Raw genomic sequence first — 16,052 nt, 5'->3', positions numbered from 1 at the left:
CCAATCTAAAGTTAGGGGTTTTATGATAAATCAAATTTTATCAATCTTCAATTGAGGGGGGTTACTAATTAATTATTTGCTTAATAGTACCATATTTATTCTTTATTTTTATTCCCAAAATCTTCATATATCAAATCAAAGAGTGCGTATCTTAGTTTATCTCTCAATTCATCATTATCGTTAACCCTTTTGAAGAGGGCCATGTTGCTATTGAGGAGTCCTGTCATTTCCCTGTTGAAATATTTATCAAATACAGCTTCAACGTTTTCCTTGGAGTTGTGCTCCATTTTCTCTATTAATTCCGGGTTATCCAGCAGGTTGTCTTTCACACGTTCAAGGAACACTTTATCATCATCTGTAAAGTCTGTGTTGAATGCGTCGTTCAAATCCTTGATTATTTGGGATAATTTCTCCAGTTCATCTTCAGTGTAGTTTGCAGCACCATCTGAGGCAGATTGTAACTCACCATTTCCTGTAAGCGGAATTACACTTTCACCTTTGTCTGCGATTTTGTAGGAGTCCATATCCACATCCTCAAGGACGTTGAAGGGTAATGGATCGTTGATGGTAGGAAGCTTTTTATTCAGGAACTTGTTGAAGATGTAAAGTTTTTCAAGCTTCACATCACTGAATGGAATCAGCTGTGAGAGGAAAGAGTAAATGTTCTGGTACCTTCTCAGTGTTTTCTTAAATCCAACCTGATCCTCCTTTTCAATCTTCTTAAATTCCTTTACAACAGGACTTAGAATGTTATGGAGCTCCTGCTGGTTTTCTCCTTTTTTGTAGGCATTCACGAATGTGTCAATATCCTCCTCATCAAAGACATGGTAATCAAGAAGTTTGTCCTGTAGTTCGTAGAGTTTGTGGGGATCTGTGGCTTCTTTAAGGTAAGTCACCTCATAAAATGGTTCAAATGCCTTCTGAATCACATCTGTCTGGTTTGCAAAGTCCAGGATCAGGGTGTCATTTTTATTTTCATATATCCTGTTAGCCCTGCTCAGTGTCTGAACCGCTGCAATACCATTTAAAGATTTATCAACGTACATTGTATGCAACAACGGCTGGTCAAATCCTGTCTGATATTTATTTGCCACGATAAGGATCCTGTATGGGTCTTCCACGAAGGCATTTTCAATGCTCTTGGTTCGGGAAATATCGTTCATAGAGTTTTCAGTGTACTCCTTTTCATCGTGTTTAACAGTTCCTGTGAACGCAACCAGCGTCTTTATTGAATATCCATTCTTTTCTATTGCCTTATCAAATTCTTTTTTGTATAGAACTGCGTGGAGCCTTGATCTGGTTACAACCATTGCCCTGGCCTTGCCCTTGATCTTGTTCCGTGTGGAGTTCATGAAGTGGTCGAGCATGATCTCTGTTTTCTTTGAAATTGCATGTGGATGTTTCTCAACGAAGTTTCGAAGCAAACGCTTGGCCTTCTGCTCCTCAAACTCAGGGTCATCTTCCACAGTCCTGATGAGCTTGAAGTAGGTTTCATAACTCAAGTAATGCTTTAAAACATCAAGTATGAACCCCTCTTCAATTGCCTGCTTCATGGTGTAAGTGTGGAATGGAAGGTATTCACCAACTTCATTTTCTGTTCCGAACATTTCAAGGGTTTTGTTTTTAGGTGTTGCAGTGAAGGCAAAGAAGCTTATGTTGTTCAGGTTACGGAAGGATTCTATCTCCCTGAGGATTTCCTCCTCAACATCATCGTCAACATCGTCCAGGAGTTCAGCTTCCTCCAAGCTGTTGGTTGATAAAACCTTTTTCATGTTCCGGGCCATGTTACCAGTCTGTGAGGAGTGTGCCTCATCAATTATCACAGCATAATTTCTCTTTGGTAAATCACGGGCTTTTTCAAGGATGTAGGAAAATTTGTGGAGCGTGGTCACAACGATGTTGCTGCCTGTTTTAAGGGCTTCTCCAAGCTGGTCTGAGTTATCATCGATAACCTCCACTATTCCTTTGACCTTCTCTATGGCCTTAACCTGGGCCTGGAGCTGCTGGTCAATAACCCTCCTATCAGATACAACCACAACCATATCGTAAAACCTTTCATCACGGCTGTTGAACTTCTTTATAAGTCCATGGGCAAGCCATGCAATGGTTTTGGTTTTACCACTGCCTGCACTGTGCTCTATCAGGTAATTTTTACCTGGAACTGTATTCCCCAACACTCTGTTGACGCAGTCCAGCTGGTGATACCTTGGAAAGATGGGAAGCTCCTTTTTTTTGTCCTTTTCAATGTAGATAAAGTTGGAGATAAGCTTGGAGAGCTTGTTTATCTGTAAAATGTCATTGTAGAGGTAGCAGGTTTTGTAGTCCCCTTTAACCACGGGATTTTCAAGGCCCTTGTTGAAGGGTAAAAATCTGGTTTTTCTGCCTTCCAGTTTGGTTGCCATGGCTATTTTCTCGTCACTCATTGCGAAGTGAACAAAGCAACGTTTGAATATTTTCTCCCTCGGGTCCCTGTCTTCCCTGTACTGTTTTATGGCATTTTCAACACCCTGGGCAAAGGTGTCCTTCAACTCAATTGTTACAATTGGCAGGCCATTTATGAAGATAACGAGATCTATCCTGTTGCCATTGTCCTTTTCCTGATACTCCAGTTCATCTATGACTGAGAATATGTTGCTTTTAAAGTTCATGAATGAGTCTGGATTTTTGTTGTTGTTGGGTTGTGGGTAGAAGAGTTTGAAGTTGCAGGATGCATCCTTGAATCCGTTTCTCAGGACGTGTATGGTTCCCTTCCTGTCGATCTCTGATACCAACCTGAAAAAGAACTTCTGCTCGGCTTTTTCCCCATAGATCCTCTGCCATTTTTTCCATGTCTTCTCCTGGGTGTCATGGATAAATTTCAGGGTCAACTCAGGGTCAAGACATGATGCCTTGTTGTAGTCCCTGTGGGTGTTTCTCTTCATGTAACCTGTACTCATCAAATGATCGATAATATCATTTTGAAACCTTTTCTCAGATGTATCTGAACTCATACAACCACCTCTCCCTCACATCAACTTTAACCGTTACAACGTGATGAATGAGGGAATTTTCTGTATTTATTTGATAAAATTATCAAATTTTTTTATTAATCATTCATTAATTTTTGATAATTCATATATAGCTGCTTTTAATACTTGCTCACAAAGTAAAGCCGTGTGTTTGTTTGGATTGAATTTATCCTCCAATTGTTTGTGAGGATGGATATAATTTCTAAAATCTCGTAAATAATGACTAAATTGTTTCACATCTTTCTCTAAAAATCCTATTTCAAAAGATACATTAATAAAATCATTTAAATTCCATTTATCAAAGTTTTTAACTTTACCCTTTTTATCTTTAGGTGAAGAATTTGCTCTTCCATATTTTTCAGGGTATTGAGATGCAAATCCCAATAATATCCCTTCTAAAGTGCTTCCAATAAGAAAAATCGATGCTAAAGTAGCATTATTACCCAAACAAATCTCAATCTCATCAATTCTTGAGTTAATTATAGGCACAACACTTTCATCAAGTCCTAAAGAAGAAATATCAATGCCTTCAAATTCTTGTTCTAAAAAAGCTTCTTCATCATTAGAACCTGTTTCTATTGAATTTGAATCATTAATTAAAGCTTTAGCTTTTTCCAATAATTTCCAATCTTTTTCATCATCATAATCATCTTCATAAATATATTCATAGTATTCTAATAGTTCTTTTAATAGTTTATAAACAATAGAATCTGATTCTATATCCCAGAAACATCTTAATCTATTCGCTTTCGAACAACTAGCATAACCTAAGTCATCGCATGCTTTTTCATATTTTTCATCAAAAATATCTATATTTACACTAGTTTTAATAAAATCATGAAATGTATTGTTTGAAAAGTCTAAAACATAGCCGCTTCTCATATTAAGTAATTTTTCAAATATTTGTTTTTCTAAATTAGTCAAATTAGACATTCTAATCCTCTTTTAGCACATTAACTTTACCGGTTACAACATGATGAATTAAAGACTTTTTGTATTCCTCAAGGAGTTCTATCTTCTTTTCGATTTTTTGGATTGTTTCATCTATTTTTGAAATTGATTCATCCAAATAATTAGTTATTTTTTGTTGTTCATCGTATGGAGGATATACTATCTTAAAATTTCCAATTTGTTCAAAATTAAGCCCTTCTCTAGAAGAACCCATTTGTACAGAAAATATCTGATCTTGTCCAATGTTAGACATTAAGATGTAATTTAAAAAACGATAGCAAATTGTTTTTGGCCTAATAATGCATACATGCTGATTTACATTTGCTTTATCAACCTGATTTTCAAAATATGTGCATCTACCTATTGAAGCTCCTGTGATATTTAACAAAACATCATGATTTTTAACAACTGAATTTAACATGGTTTTATTAATTTCTTCAGTTATGTAAGATACATTATCTATTTTTAATCCTTCAAAATGAATATTTTGGCTTCTTAGCAAAGCTATACCTTTTTCAACATAAACAGAAGCTCCACCTTTTGGAGTGATTCCACTACCAATTTTAGAAACTGATAATTTTAATTTATTAACTTCCCATCCTTCAGGAATTTCCCCAATCCATTCAACCCCCGAATCCTTCATTTTTGCATCAGGGTCCACTCCCTTGGTCACAGCATGATTTATCATAGCCGTTCTTTTTTCTTTGAGAAGTTCAATAAGTCGGGTGTCTTTTTGGATTGTTTTATCGATTTGAGAGGTTTTTTTGTCTAAATAATATGCTATGTGAATTTGTTCATTTAGATTTGGGTAACACATTATTGCTTCTGAAAGATGTGAAGGTCCAAAATTAGGTTGACATGACCCTGTCATCATCAATCCCAACTGTTCTCTAACGCTATCAGATTGTAAAGCCCATTTCAAAAATTTTTTACTAACTTCTTTTTTAAAAAGATTTTCATTTATTCTGATTGTACTAGTATTCAGAATTACCTTCTCATCAGATAAATATTCAGCAACCTTTCCCCAGGAGTTACCAGAACTAGAGAGTAATAAATCTCCCTTTTCAACAGTAAAATGTCTATATGAATGTTTATATTCCTCTTCAGAGATGAATTTTTCATAATTGGAGAAATTTATCCCATTCTCGGTGATGTTAGTAACACAAATTACCCGTATTCCCTCATCTTTAAACTGCCAATTCCTTAAACCAGGCCCCTCCTGAAAAAAAATTAAATTCTTCATTTTCTGGGTTTCCCACTTATCAGGTATTTTTCCAATCCATTCAACCCCAGAATCCTTGTATTCAGGGTAAGGTTTAAGCTTCATCCAGATCCTCCTTTATGAGTTCCTGAATCTCAGCTGTCACAGTTTTTATGTCCCTTTCAATTTCTTCAAGTGGCCTTGGTGCCTCGTACTTGTAGAAGTATTGTGTGAAGTTTATTTCATAGCCAACCTTGTCCTTGCTCCTGTCCATCCAGGCATCATGGTAGTAGGGCAGAACCTCCCTCTCGAAGTAATCCTCAATATCCTGCTTCAAGGGTATCTTCTCGTAGTCTCGCAGCTTGGAATCTGTCTTCATCTTTCCACGACCATCAGTCACATAGTCTGCTGTGTCGTCGTGTTCAGATAGTGCCATTATAATGCTTTTTATGAATGCAGGTTTAAGATCAAAACTTTCTAAAACTTTTTTAACCTTTGATTCAAATTTGTCCCAGTTGCTGTAGCTGCCTTCAATCCTTTTCAGGGCTTTGATAATGTTCTGCTGTTTCTCTTTTCCAGCCTTTTCTTCCTCAAGTTTCACTTCAGGATCCTTGCTCTTGCTCTCTGCAAACTTGGAGAAGGCACTGATACTGTAAAGATTCTCAAGCCTTTCCTCTGTAACATTGTAGTTCAACTGTAATGGTCGTTCCACTGTTACCTTGGTGTAGCCGAAGTCCTCGTTGTCGAGGATCTTGCAGTTGTCGCAGGATTCAAATTGGTTGTAAAACTCTAGGATTTCAGTTATATCCTCTGGAGATAGCTGGTGTCTTTTGTTTCCAAGGCTTTTACGCATCTTCTTGAAGCGGGATGTTGCATCAACAAGCTGGATTTTCCCCACACGTTCATCCGGTTTTTCATTGGTTAAAACCCAGATGTAGGTTTTTATACCTGTGTTGTAGAAGAGCTGGTCAGGCAGTCCTATTATAGCCTCAAGGAGGTCGTTTTCTATTATCCATTTCCTGATGTTGCTCTCCCCGGATCCTGCATCCCCTGTGAAGAGTGGTGAGCCGTTGGTGATGACTGCTATCCTTGATCTTTCCTCTGTTTTCATCTTGGATATCATGTGCTGGAGAAAGAGCAGCTGGCCGTCGTTTATCCTGGGCAGTCCTGCTCCAAATCTGCCGTTAAATCCTTTCTCTGATTCTCTCTGCACTTCTTCCTTGTCAAGCTCCCATTTTCTACCGTAGGGAGGATTGGATATCATGAAGTCGAACTTCTTATCTGGAAACTGGTCGTTTGACAGTGTACTCATAGGTCCCTGGATTCTGTCGGCATCTTCTCCTTTTATGAGCATGTCAGATTTGCATATAGCATATATCTCTTCGTTTATCTCCTGGCCGAAGAGTGGAACCTCAATGTTGTTATTCAGGTCTTTTATGAAGTTTTTACAGCTTGTGAGCATTCCACCAGTTCCACAGGCCGGGTCATAAATCGTTCTAATGATACCCTTCTCCTTAATATGAACCCCATTTTCAATGAATATCAGCCGTGTCATGAGCTCAACAACATCACGAGGTGTAAAGTGCTCCCCTGCCTCTTCATTGGACTGCTCTGAGAATTTCCGTATCAATTCCTCAAATATGGTTCCCATCTCATGATTGGAAACCTTATCAGGATGCAGATCCACCTTGGAATCTGAAAACTTCTTTATAAGCAGATAAAGAAGGTCTGCCTTGGATAACCTGGCAATATGATCCTTAATATGGAAATTTTCAAAGATCTCCTGAACGTTTTTACTGAAACAATCCATGTAATGCATCAAGTTCTCTTCAATGTTCTCTGGATCTGCAAGCAAACCCTTAAAATCAAACTCTGAGTAGTTGTAAAAACCCAGCTCATTACCATCTTTATCAACTGCAGCCTGCATTAAGACAGGTTCAAGGTTCTCAAACTGGTTCCTGTATTTATTGTAAGCATCAATAATATCTGGTTTTGAATGGCTTAAAACACTGTCAAACCTTTTTAATACAGTAAAAGGGAGTATAACCTTTTGATATTCGTTTCGCTTGTATGTCCCCCTCAACAGATCTGCTAAATCCCATATGAATGTAATTTTTTCCTGAAAATTACTCATCTTACCTCTCCCTTGATTAAAATAAATTTTTAAATTAAATAAGTCCCATTTCATTCATGAAATCACATGAATATCCTACTTTAAAACTGATTTTACATATTAAAAGTCCATAATTAAAATGTTTCTATTATGAATTGATTAACTGGCTGAAAATCTATTTCTAATTTTAATAAGATGTATAATCTAAAAATAAACCTTAATAATACTTTTATTATTTATTTTTATTAATAAGGAATGATTTTCTACAGTAGAAAAAATTATTTCTTAAAAATAGAATAGTCTTTAAAACCTTAAAAAAAAGATTTAACCCCTTAAAAAATAGTTTTAAAGATTTCATTCCTCAACTTCAAACCTGAACACACATGTGGGATGATTCAGCCCAAGCCCTGATTCATGTTCAACATGTCCAGGTAGTCCTGTCCATTTGAAACTCAGCTCTGTCATGGCCTTGCACATGAGGCAGAAGGTTTTGTTATCCCCTCTTCGGGAGCCCCAGAAGCACTGGTTCACAAGGAGGGAGTTGTCCTGGGTATCCACCTTGTAGCCCAGGTTTGTGAAGAACTGGGAAACCCATTCCAGGTAATCTTCAAGGAGTTCTTCATCACTGCGCATGGAGTTTTCAGATAGCAGATCCTTCCTGAACCTTGAGTGGATGTTGCTCTGGAAGAACCTTGCAAATTCCTTTAAAAATCCTGCTGTATCTTCTATGCGCATGCTGGATGTCATTGCCCTGGAGGATATGTGCAGGAACTGGTTCATGGCTTTAAGGCGTTCCTCTGATTCTTCAACCCTTGATTTGACCTTTCTGTTGTAGAGTGCTATCTCCATGTTGAAGGCAAGCTCCTTCTCATCGTAGGGCTTTATAACGTAACCTGCAGGTTTGGTTTCCTTGGCCCTTTTGAAGGTTGATTCATCTGCATGGGCTGTGAGGTATATGACTGGAGCATCCGTTATCTCGTAGATCTGTTCTATTGCCTCCACACCGTCCATGTCTCCCTTGAGTATGATGTCTGCAAGGATGAGGTCCAGCCTGTTTTCCCTGGCAATTTCAACTGCCTCCTCCCCGGATCCTGCCACTCCAACAACATGGTAGCCCCATGTTTCAAGCTTCTTATGAATCTCCAGGGCAGTTATGCTTTCATCTTCAATTATCAGTACCCGTGTGTTATCCAATTAAAACATCTCCCTTATCAAAAGCAAATGAACCATCATTATTTATCCATCAACATTATCAGAGTTTATCTATTACTGTGATTAGCATAATTATTATATAACCTTTTGTTGGGACATAACCCCCCATTAAATGGAAACTGTGTACCCAAAGAAATATTAGTAATAACTGGTATATAAATGTACATGATTTCTATTTACAGATCCAGATTCATGCACCCTGTGAATTCCACCCACTAAAAAAAAGCATCTGTAACAATGGTTAACTCAAAAAGTGACATATGCAAAGTAAATGGATACCAACTATTCCCTACTGGCCATGATTTAGCAAAATATATATTAATGATGCATCATAAGAAAAATAAAGGTAAGGAAGTGTTTAATAACATACCTCTTTCTGTGAATATGGATCCAGTGGGATCCGAATTAGATTGAGTATGGAAAGTTAAAGGAAGTGAGGGTGATACAATGGATTACACGTTGATATCAACGATCTATGCAATAGAACCTGTTATGTTCTGTATAACCAATTTCTCCCCTAAGAAGGTTGTTCTTTTAAGGGAAGAAGATGCTCCGAAGGACAAATTAAAGGTTGAGGAAATACTGGCTGAAACCCTTGGAAAGTTCATAGACATAGAGACCAAGATAACCAGTCTCTACGAAGTTGTGAGAATAGCCAGGGACACAGTTGATGTTATAGAGCAGGAAGCTGCCCAGGGCAGGAAGATCGTTGTGAACATAAGTGGTGGAAGAAAGCCCCAGGCTCTTGGAGCCCTTTTCGGGTGTTACGCAAGGCACAAGATGATTGAGAGAATAGTTTACGTTACAGAGGAAGATAAACAGGTACTGGACCTTCCAATCCTGAACTTCGGAATATCTGAAACTAAACTCATGGTGCTTGAGGAACTCAAGAAGGGTGATATATCTGTTAAGAACCTTGCAATAAAAATAGGGATAAGCAGGGGAATGACCTACAACCACATAAGAGAACTCAGGGAAATGGGCTTTATAGCACCTGACAAACTTGAAATAACAACTGCAGGAGAACTTGCAGTTATCTGAATGAATACTTATTTTAAATGGGAAGATCTGGGGCAGATCCTTAAAACAGGAGTTTTGAGGGATTTTCAATACACATGGCGTGAACATCCTCCATGGAAAGTCCCTGTTCAATCATTATTTTTACGAATAACTTCAACCCCTGTGAGGGTAGGGGATTGTGTGCCTGACCAAAATCAGTTGCCATGATGCACCTGGATGATCCAACTGTTTTAACGGCACTGGCAATAACTCCAGGGTCAAGGCAGTCATGGCCTTCCATGCAGGCAACGAAGCAGTGCTCAAGGTAAGCGTGTCGTGACATTTCCTTCTGTTCCTGAACCGATGCACCCACAACACGTGTGAGGGGATGGTTCACAAGAATGCGTTTGGTACCAGCACTCCTTGCCATGTCAATAACCCTGAATATGTCAGGAACCTGGAGGTGTCCTGTTGCAAGCACCATGTCCTCCTCGCAGATGAGGTTGATGATGGCTTCAAGTTTCTCCTCATCCATAGAAGTTTCAGGGTAGGAGGTGGTTGGAAGCCACACCATCCTGCCGCCCATGCTGGTTGAGGTTTTAACTGCCTCTATGTTGAGTCCTCCAACACTTTTATTCAAACAGATACCGCCCAGGACCCTGAATCCTGTTGCAGTTTCTGCTATCCTTGCACGGCCTGCTGTTGGTTCTAGATGGGATTTTAGGACTATTGCCCCCATACCATTCAACTTGGCATCCTCTGCTGCTTCAAGATCGTTCAGGAGTCTGGGTTTTACATCCGGGGCTGTGTGGATGTGGGTGTCTATGAATCCCCTGAGATCCGGTTCCACGAGAACATCCTCTGAACCTGCAGCACCTGTAAGACAGTTCCCTGAGAAATGGGATTCCAGGCTGCATGGTTCATCAATATCCATGGAGCTGGTTAATTCAGGCTTCTTTTTTGACTTCATCATAGAGGTTTCTTCCCTGTGAGTCCATTGTAACTATCAGGGGTCCGAATTCATGGACTTCAAGTTCCCACATTGCCTCTGGAACTCCAAGATCCAGCCAGTTAACACTCCTGATCTTCTTAACTGATTTCACGTAGAGCGCTGCACATCCACCCACTGCTGTGAGGTAAGCTGTTCCTGTTTCCTGGAGTGCCTTTGATGTGGCTTCATCCATACCTCCCTTTCCAACTATGGCCCCGATTCCCATTCTTATGACCTGGGGTTCGTAGGGGTTCATCCTGGTGCTTGTTGTGGGTCCCACTGCAACCATTTCATAGTGATCATCCAACTTCCTGATTATGGGTCCTGCATGAAATATGACCTCCCCTTTAAGGTTTACAGGAGCTCCTTCTTCAACTATGCGTTTATGTGCACTGTCACGGGCTGTGAATATTTTTCCAGAAAGGTACACTGTATCTCCAACCTGAAGTTTCTTTGTTTCATGGGTTGATAATGGTGTTTCAAGCTTAAGATTCATTTTTAATTCACCTTTTATTATTTGTGCCCATGGTTTTAATTAGGAAACCAGAACAAATATGATTATAAACCATGGTGTAGTAATATAGATATTCAACTTCATTACAGATAAAATAGATTGCAGCTATGGAAATAAAATCAGATCATGATTTCATCAATTTTTTACAATAATTCAGAGGTATTAATTTATGTCAGGACAGGATAAGGTAGTAGGTCTCAGCAAGTACATGGTAAGTCTTCCATCAACGAATTTTTCAGTTTTGTCCATGCTTTTTATAAGTTTCATTGTGGGAACTGTGGCTTCCCTGATACACCCAGCAGCCGGGGATTCAATACTCTACAGTGTTGTCTACGGTGGTGCTTCAGGATTTCTCATCTTCGGTTTGATGTCCATGATGGCTGGAGCAATGACCCAGCCCATGATAAATGCCCTTGAGGGCAGGCACATGAAGATGAAACAGTCCATGTTCCTGTCACTCATTTCAATGTTCATAATTGCGGTTATCTACGTTATTGGAAGCGTTATTTCTTCATTCACAGTTTACAATTACACCATCGATGCTCTGATATTTGGAGCTGCTGTTATCTTTGCAATACGAACCATAGTGCTCTGGACAACCTCCAACATCAGCCTCTTGAAGTCCATACCTGCTGCTACAACCCAACCTGCCCTGATCATATCCATGGTGGTGGTGCTGGTTTCACTCACCAGTCTCACCACCAACATTGGCTACTTCAGCATCATCCCACTGCTCTTCAAGATCATCATTGCATCTTTGATACTGGTCACTGCAATCTACTCCTTCGTGACAATCATTGAATCTCCTATGAAGAGAAACCTCGGAGTTGGTGGGCTTGAACTTCTGAGCCTGTTTCTGGCACACACCACAGAGGGGTCCAATGCACTTGAGGGAATCTTCGAGGATATTGGTGAGGCAATCGACACAATAACCGGCGTTATAAGTTTTAGGGATAAAAATGGTATGAAAGCTGTTTTCATAACACCAGGAGTACATCCAGGACCTGTGGGTAACATAGGTGGGGGTAACATGCCAACTGAAATTGCTGAAAGCTTCGATGTATTCACAATGGTTTCACACGGCCCCTCAACCCATGACTTCAACCCTGTGTCTGGAAGGGAGGTTAAGAAGGTTGAAAAGGTTGTTAAGGATTCCCTGGTCACTGCAGAGTACGCAGCAAGGGCAAGTAAATTCATAAGGGTTCAAAGTGGTAACGCACGTATAGGTGCCCAGTACTTCAACGATGCCCTGCTTCTTCTTGCAACCTTTGCACCCCAGGGGTTTGATGATATAGACTTCGGTGTGGGACTGGCTGTTTCAAACCTTGCAAAGGCAGTTACAGGGGCTGAGAATGTTGTGCTGGTTGACTGCCACAACTCCTTCAAGGGAGAGGGTGGAAGAATACTCCCTGGTAACAGGGAAGTCTTCGAATTAATGGAGGCCGTTGAAAAACTTCCAAAACTTGATAAGGATGAGACACTGAGAATGGGATGTGCACACAACCCCCTTAATGAGATCAGCAAGGACGACGGTGTTGGTCAGAGCGGTTTGAAGGTCATGGTGGTTGAGGTTGCAGGTGAGAGAACTGCTTACATAGTTCTTGACTCAAACAACATGAAGATAGGATTCAGGGCAAGGATCCAGGATGCACTCGCGGATCTTGATATTCAGAATCTGGAGGTTATGACAACTGACACCCACTTCGTTAACACCCTCTCAGGGGGCCACAACCCTGTGGGTACCAAGAAGCCAGATGAAATAATCACTGCAATCGTTGAATGCACACAGGAAGCCATTAACGATATTGAGGATGTTGAGGTGGCATCTGATGTTCCCAAGATCCAGGGTATTAAGACCATGGGCCCCCTGCATTCAACTGAGCTTGTTACAACCATAAGCTCAATCGTGGCTGTGAGCAGAATATTCGCACCCCTCATGTTCATATTCGCATTCCTATTTGCATTCCTATGGATATTCTACTGGGCACTGTGATTCAAACCAACATATAAATTCAAAACAAGGAAAAGGGGATTTTAGTAAAATAAAGGTTCAGATTATATTTTTTTTTATGGGGATGTTTTAAAAATCGTGATGGTTTTAAAAATAAAAAAAGAAAGTATTGAAATAAAAGGGCTTTCATTTAAAGGGTTTGAAGTAATGAGGGTTTGGATTTCAGCTTAGATCATGCTGAAGTTGAATACAAATATCCAGACAACCAGCCACATGAAGAAGAAGGGTACTATTCCACTCCACAGCCATCCCTTAAATCCTCCAACTTCCTCCTTTCCGAAGAGTCTCTCAGAGACGTTACCTGCTATGTAAAGAATTATAAGACCCAATAAAACTGCAAGAACCTCATTTTTACCAATAGCACTTATTAATCCGATTGATAATACATATGATGCATATCCTGCAATTACTGCAGCGACCATGTGTACCGCTGTTACTTTAGCATCCACTTCCATATTTTTCTACCTCATCCATTTTATTATTTAACTGTTGAGCACAAATATACATCTGATGTAATTTAAAAAGGGTGTTTAAAAAGAACTTTTAAACTCCATATGCTTTAAAGTTATGTTTCTTTACTATAAAAAAAGTTATTAGATGTTCAAAGAATTTTGATCCATTAATTAAAAAAAGGGTGTTTTTCAATGAAAACCATGTCCAACGTTGATGTTTACGCTATCTGCACTGAACTTAAAGAAATACTAAAAGACGCCAGGGTTGATAAGGCTTACCAGCCCACCAGAGACACTGTACTCATCAGATTCCACATACCGGGTAAGGGAAGAACTGATGTTGTCTTCCAGGCAGGTACAAGGGTTCACACAACCCAGTATCCCCCTGAAAATCCTAAGATCCCACCATCATTTCCCATGCTCCTGAGAAAACACCTGAAAGGGGGTACCATCACAGATGTGAGGCAGCACCACTTCGACAGGATCATGGAGATAGACATCCAGAAGGAGAATAAGTACTCCCTGGTTATAGAACTCTTCGCCAAGGGCAACATAATACTCCTGGATGAGGAGGGAACCATCATACTCCCACTGAAACGTAAGATGTGGCAGGACAGGAACATATCCTCCAAGGAAGAGTACAAGTACCCGCCAGAAAAGGGATTAAACCCGTTGAAGGCTGAAAAAGAGGATGTGAAGGAGTTGTTCCAGGGTTCTGATCGTGACGTTGTGAGAACCCTTGCAAGAAGCGGACTGGGAGGTCTCTACGCAGAGGAAATAGCCCTGAGGTCAGGTGTTGATAAGGAAAAGGCATCCCACGACATGACAGAGGATGAGGTTGAAGCAGTTTACAATACATTTATAGATGTTTTCAAACCCCTCAAGGAACATGAATTCCATCCAATGATAATCTCCGGTGAAAAAGAGGATGTTCTGCCCCTTGAACTCAAGAAGTATGAGGGCTATGAATCCAAAACATTTGAAACCTACAACCAGGCTGCAGATGAGTTCTACAGCAGCATCGTTGGTGAGGATATTAAAAAGGTTCATGAGGATGTTTGGGCTCGTGAGATTGGTAAGTACGAGAAGAGGATGAATATCCAGCTTGAAACCCTTGAAAAATTCAAAAAAACAATTGTGGACTCCACCATCAAGGGAGATGCACTTTACGCCCACTACCAGGAGGTTCAGGACATCATCAACACCATAATGGAGGCCCGTAAGAACTACTCATGGGCAGATGTTTCATCAACCATTAAAAAAGCCAAAAAAAAGGGAGCACCTGGTCTTGAAGCCATTGAATCCGTGGATAAGATGGGTGTTATGGATCTGAACCTTGATGGGGTTCGTGTTCAGGTGGACTCAAACATAGGAATACCAGAAAACGCTGAGAAATATTACAACAAGGGTAAAAAGGCTAAAAGGAAGATAAGCGGTGTTAACATAGCCATTGAAAAGACCCAGGTTGAGATAGACAGGGCCAGGAACAAACGGGAGATCGCCATGGAGAAGGTTCTCGTACCCCAGAAAAGGGTTCGAAAGGAGCTTAAATGGTTTGAAAAGCTTCGATGGTTTTTATCATCCAAGGGTAACCTTGTTATTGGAGGTAGGGATGCAACCACCAATGAGATGGTCGTTAAAAAGCACATGGAAAACAGGGATGTTTACTTCCACTCAGATATACACGGGGCTGCATCTGTTGTTGTCAAGGCAGGTGATGGTGAAATTTCAGAGGAAACACTCGTTGAGGCTGCATCCTTCTCTGCATCCTTCTCCAGTGCCTGGCAGAAGGGTTTCAGCACCCACGATGTTTACTGGGTGCACCCAGACCAGGTCTCAAAAACTCCCCAGTCAGGTGAGTTCGTTACGAAGGGTGCCTTCATAATCAGGGGCTCAAGAAACTACATGCGAGGTGTTCCACTTCTTGTGGCTGTGGGCATCGTGGACTACGAGGGCAAGAGAGTAATGGCAGGGCCGCCTGAAGCTCTTGCAGCCTACACAGATAACTACGCAGTTATAAAACCGGGTTACACCAAGAAGGAGGAAATGGCCAGGCAGATAAGGAAGAAGATCGATGATGAAGGCATAATATCCATTGAGGACGTTGTGAGGGTTCTTCCGTCTGGTAAGTGCGACTTCGTGGATAAGAGGAGTTTGAAGTGGAAGAGGTAGGTTTTTTAGCCTCTTCATTAAAACTATTCAGCAGATATCCCTTTTCTGCAAAAAAGTATCCGCAATGGATTGTCTTCCCTAAAATGGAGTTCCAAAAACTTTTTTAAAATAATTTATTCTTTTTTTCTAAGATCTATTCATTTAAATCCATTGAAAACCTATTAAACTAATTTATAGCAGATTTTAGCCTAAAATAGGATTTAATTGTTTAATGGATTCTTTAATTGTTTAATAAATTGAATTAATTAATTTTAAATTATTTAGGGATCAAGTGGATTCTGCAAAAATTATCCAATCCCACACTAAAAAAAATCATACATTTATACATTTTTTAATGACTTGTGCATTTTTCAATATTAAAATGGTGCAAAAATTATGGGCAAAAGTTAAATTAATGGTTTAATTCATGAACAAATGAATTTTGAAAC

The 16,052-nt window shown here is 39.9% G+C and carries 11 protein-coding genes; 3 read left to right on the top strand and 8 right to left on the bottom strand.

Annotation, left to right across the window (positions count from 1 at the left end):
* Window positions 1–95: 95 nt before the first annotated feature.
* From J2756_RS00425 to J2756_RS00405, 5 genes are all read right to left on the bottom strand, one after another.
* Window positions 96–2,990 carry a type I restriction endonuclease subunit R gene (locus J2756_RS00425; protein ID WP_209581040.1) on the bottom strand — a complete coding sequence of 965 codons (2,895 nt, stop codon included), beginning with the start codon at window positions 2,988–2,990 and terminating at the stop codon, window positions 96–98.
* Window positions 2,991–3,089: 99 nt separating this feature from the next.
* Window positions 3,090–3,941 carry a hypothetical protein gene (locus J2756_RS00420; RefSeq protein WP_209581037.1) on the bottom strand — a complete coding sequence of 284 codons (852 nt, stop codon included), beginning with the start codon at window positions 3,939–3,941 and terminating at the stop codon, window positions 3,090–3,092.
* Between the two features lies 1 nt (window position 3,942).
* Window positions 3,943–5,286 carry a restriction endonuclease subunit S gene (locus J2756_RS00415; protein WP_209581021.1) on the bottom strand — a complete coding sequence of 448 codons (1,344 nt, stop codon included), beginning with the start codon at window positions 5,284–5,286 and terminating at the stop codon, window positions 3,943–3,945.
* A complete protein-coding gene (locus J2756_RS00410) occupies window positions 5,276–7,294 on the bottom strand; it encodes a type I restriction-modification system subunit M (RefSeq protein WP_209581019.1) in 2,019 nt (672 codons plus the stop codon). The genes J2756_RS00415 and J2756_RS00410 overlap by 11 nt, the downstream gene beginning before the upstream one ends.
* 333 nt (window positions 7,295–7,627) lie before the next feature.
* Window positions 7,628–8,467, bottom strand: a complete 840-nt coding sequence (locus J2756_RS00405; protein WP_209581015.1) for a methanogen output domain 1-containing protein — start codon at window positions 8,465–8,467, stop codon at window positions 7,628–7,630.
* Window positions 8,468–8,932: 465 nt separating this feature from the next.
* Here J2756_RS00405 and csa3 point away from each other — a divergent pair, with 465 nt between their 5' ends.
* Window positions 8,933–9,526 carry a CRISPR-associated CARF protein Csa3 gene (gene csa3, locus J2756_RS00400; protein ID WP_209581012.1) on the top strand — a complete coding sequence of 198 codons (594 nt, stop codon included), beginning with the start codon at window positions 8,933–8,935 and terminating at the stop codon, window positions 9,524–9,526.
* 40 nt (window positions 9,527–9,566) lie between these two features.
* Here the strand turns inward: csa3 and J2756_RS00395 are convergent, their stop codons facing one another.
* Together J2756_RS00395 and J2756_RS00390 are read right to left on the bottom strand one after the other, a co-directional pair.
* Entirely contained in the window at window positions 9,567–10,457 is an 891-nt protein-coding gene (locus J2756_RS00395) for a DUF6282 family protein (protein WP_245315853.1), read from the bottom strand.
* Window positions 10,432–10,971: a FumA C-terminus/TtdB family hydratase beta subunit gene (locus J2756_RS00390; protein WP_209581009.1), complete on the bottom strand. Its 540-nt coding sequence runs from the start codon at window positions 10,969–10,971 to the stop codon at window positions 10,432–10,434. The genes J2756_RS00395 and J2756_RS00390 overlap by 26 nt, the downstream gene beginning before the upstream one ends.
* A 187-nt stretch (window positions 10,972–11,158) precedes the next feature.
* Between J2756_RS00390 and J2756_RS00385 the strand changes: the two genes are divergently transcribed.
* Window positions 11,159–12,982 carry a DUF2070 family protein gene (locus tag J2756_RS00385; protein ID WP_209581006.1) on the top strand — a complete coding sequence of 608 codons (1,824 nt, stop codon included), beginning with the start codon at window positions 11,159–11,161 and terminating at the stop codon, window positions 12,980–12,982.
* Window positions 12,983–13,167: 185 nt separating this feature from the next.
* Here J2756_RS00385 and J2756_RS00380 read toward each other — a convergent pair whose 3' ends face one another.
* Window positions 13,168–13,455 (bottom strand): EMC6-like membrane protein, encoded by a 288-nt coding sequence (locus J2756_RS00380; RefSeq protein WP_209581002.1) that lies wholly within the window; start codon window positions 13,453–13,455, stop codon window positions 13,168–13,170.
* 189 nt (window positions 13,456–13,644) lie between these two features.
* Between J2756_RS00380 and rqcH the strand changes: the two genes are divergently transcribed.
* Window positions 13,645–15,624 (top strand): ribosome rescue protein RqcH, encoded by a 1,980-nt coding sequence (gene rqcH, locus J2756_RS00375; RefSeq protein ID WP_209580999.1) that lies wholly within the window; start codon window positions 13,645–13,647, stop codon window positions 15,622–15,624.
* The last annotated feature ends 428 nt before the right edge of the window (window positions 15,625–16,052 follow it).

This window comes from Methanobacterium aggregans (assembly GCF_017874455.1).
GTDB lineage: Archaea > Methanobacteriota > Methanobacteria > Methanobacteriales > Methanobacteriaceae > Methanobacterium_C > Methanobacterium_C aggregans.
The sequence above is the reverse complement of the archived record's forward strand: the minus strand, read 5'-3'. Positions and strand labels throughout refer to the sequence as shown.

Bases quoted from the DNA above. Each gene is read 5' to 3' on its own strand.
- J2756_RS00415 (WP_209581021.1), bottom strand. From the start codon at position 5,286: ATGAAGCTTAAACCTTACCCTGAATACAAGGATTCTGGGGTTGAATGG.
- J2756_RS00385 (WP_209581006.1), top strand. From the start codon at position 11,159: ATGTCAGGACAGGATAAGGTAGTAGGTCTCAGCAAGTACATGGTAAGT.
- rqcH (WP_209580999.1), top strand. From the start codon at position 13,645: ATGAAAACCATGTCCAACGTTGATGTTTACGCTATCTGCACTGAACTT.
- csa3 (WP_209581012.1), top strand. From the start codon at position 8,933: ATGGATTACACGTTGATATCAACGATCTATGCAATAGAACCTGTTATG.
- J2756_RS00390 (WP_209581009.1), bottom strand. From the start codon at position 10,971: ATGAATCTTAAGCTTGAAACACCATTATCAACCCATGAAACAAAGAAA.
- J2756_RS00410 (WP_209581019.1), bottom strand. From the start codon at position 7,294: ATGAGTAATTTTCAGGAAAAAATTACATTCATATGGGATTTAGCAGAT.
- J2756_RS00420 (WP_209581037.1), bottom strand. From the start codon at position 3,941: ATGTCTAATTTGACTAATTTAGAAAAACAAATATTTGAAAAATTACTT.
- J2756_RS00425 (WP_209581040.1), bottom strand. From the start codon at position 2,990: ATGAGTTCAGATACATCTGAGAAAAGGTTTCAAAATGATATTATCGAT.
- J2756_RS00395 (WP_245315853.1), bottom strand. From the start codon at position 10,457: ATGATGAAGTCAAAAAAGAAGCCTGAATTAACCAGCTCCATGGATATT.
- J2756_RS00380 (WP_209581002.1), bottom strand. From the start codon at position 13,455: ATGGAAGTGGATGCTAAAGTAACAGCGGTACACATGGTCGCTGCAGTA.